The sequence below is a fragment of the Halobacteroides halobius DSM 5150 genome (assembly GCF_000328625.1).
Lineage (GTDB): Bacteria > Bacillota > Halanaerobiia > Halobacteroidales > Halobacteroidaceae > Halobacteroides > Halobacteroides halobius.
Genome location: NC_019978.1, coordinates 85,497 through 98,039, shown reverse-complemented (window position 1 = coordinate 98,039; position 12,543 = coordinate 85,497). Strand labels below are relative to the sequence as shown.

11 protein-coding genes are annotated in these 12,543 nt (G+C 33.4%); 1 reads left to right on the top strand and 10 read right to left on the bottom strand.

Translation table 11 applies throughout. The features are described from left to right. Positions 1-6 precede the first annotated feature (6 nt). The 6 genes from HALHA_RS00490 to HALHA_RS00465 all read right to left on the bottom strand — a co-directional run bounded on the left by HALHA_RS00490 (position 7) and on the right by HALHA_RS00465 (position 6,557). Complete coding sequence (locus HALHA_RS00490; RefSeq protein ID WP_015325843.1) at positions 7-408, bottom strand: MerR family transcriptional regulator; 402 nt, start codon at positions 406-408, stop codon at positions 7-9. Positions 409-421: 13 nt separating this feature from the next. Further along, positions 422-1,246, bottom strand: coding sequence for a pur operon repressor (gene purR, locus HALHA_RS00485; RefSeq protein ID WP_015325842.1), 825 nt, complete (start codon positions 1,244-1,246; stop codon positions 422-424). Positions 1,247-1,353: 107 nt separating this feature from the next. After that, a complete protein-coding gene (locus HALHA_RS00480; RefSeq protein ID WP_015325841.1) occupies positions 1,354-2,103 on the bottom strand; it encodes a nucleotidyltransferase family protein in 750 nt (249 codons plus the stop codon). Positions 2,104-2,116: 13 nt separating this feature from the next. Continuing rightward, positions 2,117-2,986, bottom strand: coding sequence for a 4-(cytidine 5'-diphospho)-2-C-methyl-D-erythritol kinase (gene ispE / locus HALHA_RS00475; protein ID WP_015325840.1), 870 nt, complete (start codon positions 2,984-2,986; stop codon positions 2,117-2,119). A gap of 85 nt (positions 2,987-3,071) precedes the next feature. Continuing rightward, a complete protein-coding gene (gene cphA / locus HALHA_RS00470) occupies positions 3,072-5,693 on the bottom strand; it encodes a cyanophycin synthetase (protein ID WP_015325839.1) in 2,622 nt (873 codons plus the stop codon). A gap of 63 nt (positions 5,694-5,756) precedes the next feature. Continuing rightward, positions 5,757-6,557, bottom strand: a complete 801-nt coding sequence (locus HALHA_RS00465; RefSeq protein WP_015325838.1) for a cyanophycinase — start codon at positions 6,555-6,557, stop codon at positions 5,757-5,759. Positions 6,558-6,703: 146 nt separating this feature from the next. Here HALHA_RS00465 and HALHA_RS00460 point away from each other — a divergent pair, with 146 nt between their 5' ends. Next, positions 6,704-8,341: a ribonuclease J gene (locus tag HALHA_RS00460; protein WP_015325837.1), complete on the top strand. Its 1,638-nt coding sequence runs from the start codon at positions 6,704-6,706 to the stop codon at positions 8,339-8,341. Positions 8,342-8,363: 22 nt separating this feature from the next. Here HALHA_RS00460 and HALHA_RS00455 read toward each other — a convergent pair whose 3' ends face one another. The 4 genes from HALHA_RS00455 to HALHA_RS00440 form a co-directional block, all read right to left on the bottom strand. Beyond that, on the bottom strand, positions 8,364-9,974 hold the full coding sequence (locus HALHA_RS00455) for a DUF3794 and LysM peptidoglycan-binding domain-containing protein (RefSeq protein WP_015325836.1): 1,611 nt from the start codon (positions 9,972-9,974) through the stop codon (positions 8,364-8,366). Positions 9,975-10,073: 99 nt separating this feature from the next. Then, positions 10,074-10,439: a hypothetical protein gene (locus tag HALHA_RS00450; protein WP_015325835.1), complete on the bottom strand. Its 366-nt coding sequence runs from the start codon at positions 10,437-10,439 to the stop codon at positions 10,074-10,076. Positions 10,440-10,573: 134 nt separating this feature from the next. After that, entirely contained in the window at positions 10,574-11,233 is a 660-nt protein-coding gene (locus tag HALHA_RS00445) for a CAP domain-containing protein (RefSeq protein WP_015325834.1), read from the bottom strand. A 91-nt stretch (positions 11,234-11,324) separates the two neighbouring features. Continuing rightward, a complete protein-coding gene (locus HALHA_RS00440; protein WP_015325833.1) occupies positions 11,325-12,335 on the bottom strand; it encodes a chymotrypsin family serine protease in 1,011 nt (336 codons plus the stop codon). Positions 12,336-12,543: the final 208 nt, after the last annotated feature.

Sequence of the window (12,543 nt, the reverse complement as noted above, 5' to 3'; positions counted from 1 at the left end):
GGGAAATTAATTATTCTTATTCTTCTTATCTAATACCTCGTATAATTGGGCTCGATTAGAGACTGGATACAAAGAAGTTAATCCCTTTCTCCCCCCACGATCAAACTTATTTAACAGTCGACCATCGTAAGCAGAACTTTTAGTAGACTCTTCTTGGTTAGCCATTTCACCAGCAGTACCTATCTTCTTTTTAATCCCAGCTATATTTAAACCTTCATCCAATAACTTTTTTATTTCTGTTAATCGTTTAATATCATTTTCAGAGTAAATTCGTTGATTTCCTTCTGTTCGAGCTGGCTTAACTAAATCACATTCTTCATAATAGCGTATTTGTCTTCCTGTCAACTCTGTTCTTTTTTTTACTACCCCAATAGAATAAATAGGAGTAGAAGCTTCTTGGTTAGCCATCTTACCCCCTCCTTTAATTTAATTCTTGAATCCAAGAACTAGGTTTAACAACAATCTCTCGCTTAACTTTATCTACTTCTTCTAGTATAACTAGTGATGTATAATCATCTACTAATTTATCTTTAGGATTAGCCGTCTCTACTAATACCCCCAAATCAACCACTTCTGCCTTAAATTCAGCCATTAAATCCAGCATACCTTTAGCAGTTCCACCAGCTTTCATAAAATCATCAATAATAATTACTTTTGATTCCTCAGGTAATGCTCGACGTGCAAGAGACATCGTTTCAATCTTTTGTGAAGAGCCTGTGACATAATTAATACTTACCACTGATCCCTCTGTAACCCTACTATTCCGTCTAATACTAACTAAAGGCAAATTAAGAGCCCTCGCAACCATTAAGGCAATAGGAATCCCTTTAGTCTCCATAGTAATTATATAATCAGCCTCTAAATCAGCAAATTTAGTAGCAAATACTTTACCTATATTACTCATTAATTCTGGATCAAAGATTAAATCAGTCATGTATATATATCCACCAGGCAATACCCTATCAGAGTTAGAAAGGCGTTTACAAACATCTCTAATTATCTCTTTAATATCCCCTTCACCTTTACTAGGAATAAATCTAACCCCTCCAGCAGCTCCTGAAACAGTTTCTACCCTACCCATTTTTTCTTTAGAAAATACTCCTTTAATAATTGCTAAATCTTCACTAATTGTTGACTTAGCGGCATCAAAACGTTCAGTAAAACGGTTTAATGAAATTAACTTATATGGATTATCAGTTAATATCTTTGTTACAGCTACAATTCTTTCACTTCGTCGCATCTTCATCTTTTAAGGATGACACTCCTTCCGAATGTTCTACTAGAACAATTACTATATACTTAGTTTAATCATATCATTAAATAGTCACTTTGTAAATCTTTGCTTACCAGGAATCAATTAGCCTTACGATTAGCATAAATATCCTTTATAATCTTAAATTGATTTATATGATCTACATCAAAACCAACTTCTGGATAAGGTAGAATAATCCCTCGCCCTGGGTAACCTAATAAATCATTAATTCTATCTTCAACCTCTGAGATAGATAAAGTTCTTATCCAATACTTGAAAATAAACTTTGGCCCTAACATTCGTACTAGCTTCCAGGGATTCTTACGCCACTTTATAATTTCTTTAATCTTTTCTTGATGTTTTAAAACAACTTTACGGTTCACTAAAAATAAATTACCACCAGTAAATATACCTTCAGCTAATTTAAAATATGTTTTTTCAGCCTGAGGAAACATATTTTGCATATCATTTTTAGGAATTATAGGATAATAAAAAGCACAATCTATATTCTCGCACTGGGCCAAAAAAGAATCAATAGCTTCAACTGTAATTAGTGGAATATCAGATGTTACTAATAACACATAGGGGCTTTTAGCCGTCTGTAAGCCCCATTTAATATTTTTTAACAAGTTATTTTGGTCGGGAACTAAAGTATTAATTCCTTTACTCTTTAATCTAGAGGGGCCAACCCCAATAATCTTATCTATAATACTAACTTGTTCTAAGGTCTTAATTACATATTCAACCATAGCTTGACCATTAATATCAATTAATGCTTCATATTTTTGACTGCTTATTTTTTTTAAACTTCCCTCATTCTTACCTCCAGCCAAAATAATAGCATCTAACATCTAATTCCCCCTTTTAGGAGTCTAGTAATCCATGATTTACTGTCTGAGCTACTAAAATTCGGTGCTTACTAGATAGCTCTTCTTGTAACTTAGCTTGTACTGCTTTAGCTTGGCTTTTATTCTTTACAAAACCTAATACGGTTGGCCCACTTCCTGACATAAGAGCCTTATTTGTTAAACTTTCTACATTATCTTTAAGAGTAGCAACCTCTTGGTATAAATCAAAAGTTGTTAATTCTAATAAATTAGATAGGTTATTTATAACCATCTTTTTATTTTTCTCTTCTAATGCCTTAATCACCTTAGTAGTTTCAGGATGCTTAGTAACTTCATCTAGTGTCAAATTTTGATAAACTTGAGCTGTAGAAACTTCTAGAGGGGGATTAACTACTACTAAATATAGTTTAGGACAAGTAGGTAGTTCTTTAAGTTGTGTTCCTATCCCAGTGGCTAATTGAGTCCCCCCTTTGATACAAAATGGTATATCGGCCCCTAATTGAGCACCTCTGGTAGCTAACTGATCTTTAGTTAATCCTAAGCCCCATAATTTATTAATTGCTACTAATGTAGCAGCTGCATTAGTGCTACCACCAGCTAAACCAGCTGCTACAGGAATTTGTTTATCAATAAAAATTTCTAATCCACCATCTAAATTAAACTCATTAAATAATAATTCTGCAGCTTTATAAACCAAATTACTTGGCCCAGTAGGAAGATGAGGATGATTAGTTGTAATCTCTATTCCACTATTACCCCTAGAAAATGATAAATTATCATATAAACTTATATTTTGCATTATCATCTTTACTATATGATAACCATCAGTTCGTCTATCTAACACATCTAAAGTTAAATTAATCTTAGCATAAGCTTGTATATCCAATTTTAGTTCACCTCATAGCTATAGTATATATTCTTATTTATCTACTTACTGCTTAATTCCTTCATCTTCCTGAAATCAGCTATTATTAAGAGATCTTTTGTTCATCGTCTTGTTGCTGGTGGTTTATAAATTTAGAATCTTCTACTAGCTCTATTATCTGTTCTAGTCCTTGTTCGTAGAAGATAACTACTACATCTCCTACTTCTGCTTCTGACAATCCTTTCTTAATAGCTTCTAACTCTTTTAATTCAACTTCTATATCTTCTAATCCAGCTTTAGAGGCTCCTGCTTTTAATAACTTTGCTACTTCTCCTTTATCTCTACCCCGTAAATCAATATCTTCTTTAATAATTGCTCGGTCAAGATGACTTCCAGCTTCTTGACCTGCCTGCTCAATCAAATCATCTCCTCTATCACCTGGTACTCCAATAACCCCTATTAACTTATTATCAACTAACTGCTTAGCAAAATTTAAAGTCGCTCTATAACCTGCTGGATTATGACCATAATCAATAACAGTAGTAAACTTACTATTGGTTAATACATTTAATCGACCTGGATTATCTGTAAGCTCAGCCCCAAATTTACATAAGGCAGTTCTGATAATAAAAGTTGGTATTCCATAAGCAAAACCAGCAGCTATAGCAAATAGAGCATTCTCTAAAATATGCTTAGCTAATCCTTCTTGGGCAGCTGGTAACCTATCAATTGCCATAATAGGCAATTCATCTTCACCATCAAATAAAGTTAAGTTGCCCTCTTTTAAATAAACTGCTGGTTTAGATTCTGCTAAATGCCTTTCAATAACTAAATTATTTTCTTCTAAACTACAATAGATGATTTCTGCGTTACTTCTTTTAGCTATAGCTACCACTTGAGGATCATTAGCATTTAAAATAGCATAACCATTCTTTCTAACTCTCTCTATTACTAAAGATTTAATATTAGCTATTTCTTCTACAGTTTCAATTCCGTCTTGCCCTAAGTGATCAGCAGTAATATTAGTTATAATTCCAATATCACTCCAATCATATCCCAATCCATCTCGTAAAATACCACCACGAGCAGTCTCTAATACAGCAGCCTCTACATCTTTATCTCTTAGGACTGTTTGAGCACTTAAAGGTCCTGTAGTATCTCCTTTCAAAACTACTTCATCTCCAATTTTAATTCCACCTGTTGCAGCCATTCCTACTTTAATACCTGCTTCAGATAGGATATTTCTTATCATACGAGCAGTTGTCGTCTTACCATTAGTTCCTGTTATTGAAACAATAGGAATTCTAGCTGGATCAAGCAGATTAACAATTTTCTTAGCTACATTTCTAGACTTACCTTGACTAGGATAATGATGCATTCTAATCCCTGGAGCAGAATTAACTTCAATAATAGCTCCTTGATCAGACAGAGGCTTAGTAATATCAGAGGTTACTAGATCTACTCCTGCTATATCTAGACCTATTGTTTTAGCAGCTCTAATAGCTGATCGTTTAATATCAGGATGAAGCTGATCGGTACAATCAACTGCAATCCCTCCTGTACTTAAATTAGCTGTTTGCTGTAAGTAAACTGTTTCTCCTTGGGAAGGAATAGCTTCTAGACTATATCCTGCTTTAGATAAGACCTCCTTTAACCTATCATTAATTCTAACCTTAGTTAACGGCTTTTCGTGATCTATACCACGGTCAGGGTCTTGATTTAATTTTATTATTAACTCCTTTATTGTTTTCTCTCCATCTCCAACTACATAAGCTGGAACTCGTTTAGCACCAGCAACCACTTTATTATCAACTACTAATAATCTATAATCACTACCATTAATATACTCTTCTACTAATACTTTTGAACTATATTTTTTAGCCCTTTTAAATCCTTTTTTGATTGCAGCAGAATTCTCTAAATTAAGTGTTACTCCTGTTCCTTGATTTCCGTTGACTGGTTTAGTAATTACTGGTCTGTTCAATTGAGCTTGAAATTTAACTGCCTCATCTAATTTAGTAACTACTATCCCTCTTGGAGTGAGTACTCCCATATCATTAAGTAACTTCCTAGTTTGAGCTTTATCACAAGAAATATCAACTCCCACACAAGAAGTAGTCTCACCTATAGTTGCTTCAACTAATTTACTATATCTACCATAACCTAATTGAATCAAACTATTATCAACACCTAACCTTGTTACAGGTATCTCTTTTCTTTTCGCTTCTTTAACTATAGCAGCAGTACTTGGCCCTAGGGCACTAATTCGCTCCTGTTCTTTTAATCTACTAATTAGTTTACCCTTATCTATCTCTTCTCCTGCAATTAATTTCTCAACTAAAGTGATAGCTTCTTTGGCTACTAGTAAAGCCGTAGCTTTAGTTTTATATTCAAAAATAATCTCATAAACCCCTGTACTCTCATTATGTATTGTCTTCCCATAATATACATCCTGGCCAGCTATCACTAGTAACTCTATTGCTATATGTTCAATTATATGTCCTAGATACGTTCCCTCTTCTAAGCGCCTAATAAATCCTCCTGGTTGTTGTAAAGAACAATGATGTTCTTGTAATCCTGGCAGTAATTTTTCTAAACGCTTATTAAAATTAGACAGTTGATTACTTTCTACTTCACAGTACTCCTCTAAATCTAATGTTAATTTAATTACTGGTTGATGAGCATATACATTAGGACCAGAAATTGACTTTAACTCAACTATTCTCATACCGATTCCTCCTTAATTTTAGCTCCATTTATTTTAACCATGTCTGCAATATCTATACTATTTTTATTGGTCTTGAGGTAAAATAACTTTTTTTCTATCTAGATTAAAACCATACCTTTTAGATAAAATATGCAACTTAACATTAGTTAAAGTTAAAGCCTCATCAGGTAATAAATTAGAAATATTAGTTGTTTTTACTTGGCTACAATCTACTATTGTTACTGTTCCTGAACCTATGACTTCAAAGGTATTTTCCGTTACAATAATTGCAGTATTTTCATCAATTCCTACTCCTAATAAAGCAGGATTATGGGCCAAGCCTGTTAATAATCTCCCTAATCTACCACGTTGAGAAAAATGTTGATCAATAATCACATTATCCAAAAATCCTAGTCCCAAAGCTAAATCTAAAGCCCCTTGTTTAGCATTCTCATCACTTTCACCTGTTACTACCATAAGTCGACTCATAACAGCAGCTCCAGCACTAGTTCCAATAATTACTTTCCCATTTTTGTAGCCTCTTTTTATTGCATCACAAACCCTACTACCTCCCAATAAACTAGTGATTCTCAACTGATTTCCTCCAGTAAAAAATACTCCATCTGCCTTCTCTATTTGCTCTACATAATCTTTATAAGCAGCATCTGCTCTAGAATTAATATGCAAAGCTTTAACTTCCGGAACACCTAATTTACTAAAAATCCTATCATATTCCTCACCTGCTTCCTTAGGTTCTTGAGTAGCAGTAGTAATAATTAATAGCCTCTCCTCTACTAAGTTCGCCGCTTCTTCTAAAATTATTGGGTCATGATCTTTAGCTTCTGCACCACCAATAATGACTAATCGCCCCGCCTTATCTGTCATTTTTATCCTCCTGTAGAAACATTTTTTTACTCTTAGCTTATTATCCCTATTTAGACTCTAATTATTAATTTGATTTTGGATAAAAGATAATTTTTAGGTGATAATAAATTACAGAATCCAATAATTTGTTAGTTAGAGGTGAAATAATGGCAGAAGAAATATCCATTATCCCCTTAGGGGGCAGAGAAGAAATCGGTAAGAATATGATTTTAATTGAATACAATAAAGAGATACTGATTCTAGATTGTGGAATTGCATTTCCTACACCTAATATGTTAGGTGTAGATTTAGTCCTGCCTAAAGTCGATTACTTAGTTAAAAATCATGATAAAATTAAGGGGCTATTAGTCAGCCATGCTCATGAAGATCACATTGGGGGAATTCCTTTCTTATTATCAGAGATAAATATCCCCGTTTATGGTACTAAATTCACTTTAGGCATGATTAAAAAGAAATTAGCTGCCAAGAGTCTATCAGCTAAGACACAGCTTAGAGAAGCCAATCCTAGAGAAAAAATAAAAATTGGCCCTTTTGAAATTAATTATATTAGAGTAAATCATAGTATTCCTGGAGCAGCTGCTATTAGCATTAAAACTCCTGCTGGTACTATATTATATACAGGTGACTTTAAGTTTGATCAGACACCAATTAATCAAGAATTAACGGACTATTATAGTTTAGCCGCATTAGGGGAAGAAGGGTTACTAGCCTTATTATCAGATAGTACAAATGCGGAAAGGGAGGGCTTTTCAACATCAGAAAAGACAGTAGCTAAAAATATTAATAAATTATTTAAGAAAGCTAAAGGAAGGATTATCATTGCTACTTTCTCTTCTCATTTAGATAGGTTACAACAAATAATCGATGCTACAGCAAGAACTAACCGCAAATTAGCTATCTCTGGTCGGAGTATGAGAGAGAATACTAGCTTGGCCCAAAAATTAGGATATCTAGATATCCCAGAGGGATTGCTAATTAATCTCAATGAGATCAAAAAACTACCTAATCACAGAGTGGTTTTTATGATGACAGGTAGCCAAGGAGAAACTATGGCCTCTTTAACTCGAATCGCTAGAGGGGAGCATAGACAAATTGCTATACATCAAGGAGATATGGTTCTATTTTCAGCTACTCCTATTCCTGGAAATGAATTAGCGGTCAGTACCACTATTGATCAATTATTTGCCAAAGGAGCTTTAGTAAAGTATGGATCAGACCTTAACCTCCATGCATCAGGCCACGCCTCCAAAGAAGAATTAAAAATGATGCTTAATTTAACTAAACCTCAGTACTTCATTCCAGTTCATGGAGAGTATCGCCATCTTTACCATCATGCTTTACTAGCTAAAAGAGTGGGCATCCCTAAAGATAATATCTTTGTTGCTAAGAATGGGTCACGATTAAATCTAAGTGCTAATAAAGCATACTTTGGCTCGCCTGTAAAAACAGGCAAATTATTAATTGATGGTTCAAAGGTAGGTGATGTAGGGCCAACCGTTTTAAAAGAACGCCAAAGATTGGCCCAAAATGGTTTTCTACTCATCATAATTAACAACAACAAAGTATTAGATATCATTTCACAAGGGTTTGTCTACCTTAAAAAATCCGAAAAACTAATTAAAGAACTAAAAGAAACTATTCAACAAACCTTAAATAAATCTCCAGCTAAAAATAAAACTATCTTGCAAAACAAAATAAAAGAGAAAAGTCAAGAATTTCTATATAATAAAACTAAACGCAACCCTAAAATCATAACAGTCATTACAAAAAACAAAAAAGAGTAGGACTATGTCCTACTCTTTTTTATCAACCTCTTGGTTGATCAATGATTTCTTTAGGTATGATTATTTTTTGACCAACTTCGATATAATTAGGATTTTCTATATCATTGACTTCAACAAGAGCATCCACAGTTGTATTGTAACGAGCAGCTATCTTATATAAGGTATCTCCAGGTTGAACTACATAAACAATCCTAGATGGTCGCTCATAATCAGGCTGATCAACCACAGGAGAAACTGCAATAATATCAGTTACAATATTTAATTCTTTTAGATCGCTTACTCTAACATATTCACTTATAGTAGCAGTAATTTTAACACTTCTATCTCCCTGTTTAGTAGCTTTAACTCTTTGTAATACTACATCCTGATAACAATCCATACCAGCTTTAGCTCCACCTACACTAACAAAACTGGTAAATTCTTGATCTGCATTTTGTGCTTCAGTAGACCACACAAAATGAGCTGAGTTATCTTCAGCTTGATATAAAACCCCTGATTGCAAAGTACCTGTTACAGTTACTCCCCCATCATCTACATTGCAATCTAGATTCAACAAATTACCTTTAGATTCCACAATACTTTGAATATCCGGTTTCACATCTGGGATGGTAAAGCTTTGTACTATAGTATCCGTTATTTGATTTTCTCCAACAATTTCTTCTACCCTAATAACTTCTTCTTCTACTTTTACTTTATCACTACTAACATCAACAACAGCCATAACCTCTCTTGGAGCAGTTACCTTAACATAAATATTAATTATAGCATCTATATTAGCTACATTTGTATCTGCTATACTATAATTCCATCTTTTCAGATCTACATCAGCATAAGCCTTCATCTCATTAGTTACTTGCGGTATGTCTATAACTTGAGTAAAGTCAAAAGTGCCTTCTTCAATATAAACTGGTTGATCATCTGCTGCAGTATCAGCTACATACATTACTTTAGCTTTAAATCTACCTGTAACCTTTACTGCTCCATTTACTATTTTAGCCTTTGCAGTAGTAATCAATCCTCCTTCAACCTTTAAAATCCGTGAGATATCATTGTCTAATTCTAAATTTTTATCCTTGATAATTTTCTTTTGGTTAATCTCATCTATAATGTCTTCAACCTTTAATAATTCTTTATCAACTAAACTATCTTTAATTCCCGTTACGTCAGTAATAACTTCGATTTCCCTAGTTTCTGTAGCCTTAACCTCAATAGCTAAAATAGCTGTAACTTCTATAGTATCAGTAGGTGGATTAACTTCATAGCTTATATCTGTAACTTCAATTTTAACACTCACATTCATATCAGAAGTTAATTCTGGAATATCTAGATCAATATTACTTAATTCAAGATCATCATGGAAAAAATGCACTGGTTGGTCAGCTTCAGCAGCAACATAAACAACTCCCATTTCTATTGCCCCACCAGTAAATGATACCCCACCTTCTTCTACATATAAGTCACTGTCTGATCCCATATCATCAAGCTTAACCTGTTCAACACCAATTTCTAATACTCTTTGAATATCTGGCTTTTGATTTGGAACTTGTAATGTACCCTCAACAGAAGTTCGCACTGTCTCTTCAACAACAACATACTCAACCCTTACTTCTTCTTCCTTAACATTAACAGCCATTTTTTTCCCCCTTTTTTATTAATAAAAGAGTCCTCATTGATAAATATATGCTGGAGTAAGGGAAATGTGTATAATTTTTATTTACAATTATTGTAAATATTATCCTAGATGAATCGCTGGATGCTTACTAATACTTTTTCGACCTACTTCTAAATTATCTAGTGTAATCACACCCTCAACTGTTTGGTCAGTGAATTGACCTTGCTTAACTAATTTACTTATATTAAAATAAGCAATTAATTCTTCTTGATTATAATTATCTATCCAGGATGCTTCTACACCATTACCAGAGATTAAAGCACCTCTTCTATCAACCCCAAAAAATTGAATATTATCTCCTTTTAATTGATATCTTTTCATACTTACCAACAAGTAGCCAGGAACCTGTTTTATTCTTTCAGTGAATTGCCCGATTTCTATTTGAACCTTATTGCTTAACTTCTTAGCTCTTTCCAAAGCTAACAATTTACTACCTCCTTTTAATAATAACAAAATATATAAGCACCTTGCTATTGAATAATATATGTAACTAATATAACAAATATAATCAAATAAATAGTAAAAATAAAAAAGGAGCCTGGTTTAACCAGCTCCCTTCTTTAATCTTCTAAATCAACAAACTCTTGTGTATACATTTTTTCATATGGTCCACCTTCAATAATACCAATTCCAATGTGAGTAAAATCAGGATGTAAGATATTATTACGATGACTTTTACTCTTCATTAATTCTTCAAAAGCAACTTCTACACTAGATGCTCCTGCTAAATTTTCTCCTGCTAAGTAATAGTTAATATTTAATTTCCTCATCATATCAAAAGGTGAACCATAATTAGGAGAGTAATGACTAAAATAATCTTCCTTGATTAAATCTCGGCTTTTGGCCCGAGCTATCTTAACCAATCGATAATCAACTTTTAAGGGACTTAATCCCTTTTTAACTCTAGCTTGATTGACCATCTCTACCATTTTTTCTTCAGCTTTAGTTAAAGATGTAACTTCTCTTGCTGTCCAATCAGTTTCAATAGTTACTGAAACTGGAGATGAATTGTCACTAGCTTCAGTAGAATTAGATGTTGGTTGCTCCGTCTCAAACAAACCAAAGAATAATAGGTCTAATAACTTACTTAATAAGTTAAGAAACCCGTTATCTAAGTCTCCTCCTTGAGAAGCAGAAGCTAATTCAGTGCTAATTAATATTGTTGCTGGAAAAATTAAAGCTAAAATTAATACTAAACTTATTATCTTCTTTAACTGCATTCTCTGCCTCCTTTACCCTCTATAGTTAATTTTATTATAGCATAAATAGTCCTAACTAAGGTAATGTAACTTATGGCAGAAATGTTTTAGTTTAATTAAAACTAACTTCTAATGCATCCAAAACATTAGTAATTTTATTACAAATAGTACTTTTATCTGAACCAGCAAATAATAGACCAACCGCCTGATTTTGCTTATTAAGAACCAAAGAACCACTATCCCCTGGTTTAGAAAAAGGCTTTGTTACAATTTGGTCAGTGAATATAGCTGATCTAGAAGCAGATAATTGTACCTCCAGTGTCGCATTAACTGCTTTAATCTCAGATTCTGTTAAACCAGTAGTTCGACCACTCTTCTTTACTGCCATACCCACCTTAGGTTCAGTAACTCCTTTTACTGTACCAATATCCAAAATTTTAGAATCTACTACTTTTGCTTCCTTGGGCTTAGCTAAAGCACAATCTACTTTATTCTCTACATTCATAGTTCGTACCTGCTTAGATGAGTTTAATAACTTATTAACTCCATTTAGTACTTGCCTAAATCCAGACATTAAAGGACAACTCGGGGGTTGCTTATCATAAATAGGAACAAACCTTTCTAAATAAGCAATAGTATCCTCTCCTTTTTCACCTCCATCATAACTTCCAGGCTGTAAGATTGGATCACCAATTTGAGCTCTTCCATCCTGCCCATTAGTAATATTAGCTAATACATGATTGTTAGATAATATTAATTTCTCACCTGTATTATTATCTGTAACCACGGCTCCAAAAGTTCCGGCAGTAATCTTATAATGTCCAATACTTATCCCAGGTTGGGCTGGTCTTAATTTAGTAGTTCTTATTTCACTATTATTACCTAAAAGTTCCACTTTGCCTATTTCTATAACATCTGTCTTTTGCTCATCTAGACTCTCAGGAACAATATGATTACCACTTAATTCATCAGGGGTTAATTTTTCTTCTACTAATACTACAATACATTCTTCGCTAGTTTGTTTCCCATTAACCTCTTTATAACCTTCTCCAACCCCTATTACATTATCTAAAGAAAAAATTTGCTGCTTATAATTTTCTATTATCTGTTTAATCTTACTCATTTTATCCCTCCTTTCTGTTATTTATAATATATTCACCAATTAGTTAATTTCGTGACAAAAGAAGGGTATAAATAAAGTAGGACCAGCCTCACGGCTGGGACCTCTTGTCAAACTGCACGTACGGTTCTCCCGTATACAGCTTTCGGTCATTGTTGCTCCTTAACAGAGAGTAAGTTATCGTCTTTGTGTTGCCACAAATGTATATTTT

Coding starts and splice junctions, on each gene's coding strand:
- cphA (WP_015325839.1), bottom strand. CDS start 5,693: ATGAGAATAGTTGAGTTAAAGTCAATTTCTGGTCCTAATGTATATGCT.
- HALHA_RS00490 (WP_015325843.1), bottom strand. CDS start 408: ATGGCTAACCAAGAAGCTTCTACTCCTATTTATTCTATTGGGGTAGTA.
- HALHA_RS00480 (WP_015325841.1), bottom strand. CDS start 2,103: ATGTTAGATGCTATTATTTTGGCTGGAGGTAAGAATGAGGGAAGTTTA.
- purR (WP_015325842.1), bottom strand. CDS start 1,246: ATGAAGATGCGACGAAGTGAAAGAATTGTAGCTGTAACAAAGATATTA.
- HALHA_RS00455 (WP_015325836.1), bottom strand. CDS start 9,974: ATGGCTGTTAATGTTAAGGAAGAAGAAGTAAGGGTTGAGTATGTTGTT.
- HALHA_RS00465 (WP_015325838.1), bottom strand. CDS start 6,557: ATGACAGATAAGGCGGGGCGATTAGTCATTATTGGTGGTGCAGAAGCT.
- HALHA_RS00440 (WP_015325833.1), bottom strand. CDS start 12,335: ATGAGTAAGATTAAACAGATAATAGAAAATTATAAGCAGCAAATTTTT.
- HALHA_RS00445 (WP_015325834.1), bottom strand. CDS start 11,233: ATGCAGTTAAAGAAGATAATAAGTTTAGTATTAATTTTAGCTTTAATT.
- HALHA_RS00460 (WP_015325837.1), top strand. CDS start 6,704: ATGGCAGAAGAAATATCCATTATCCCCTTAGGGGGCAGAGAAGAAATC.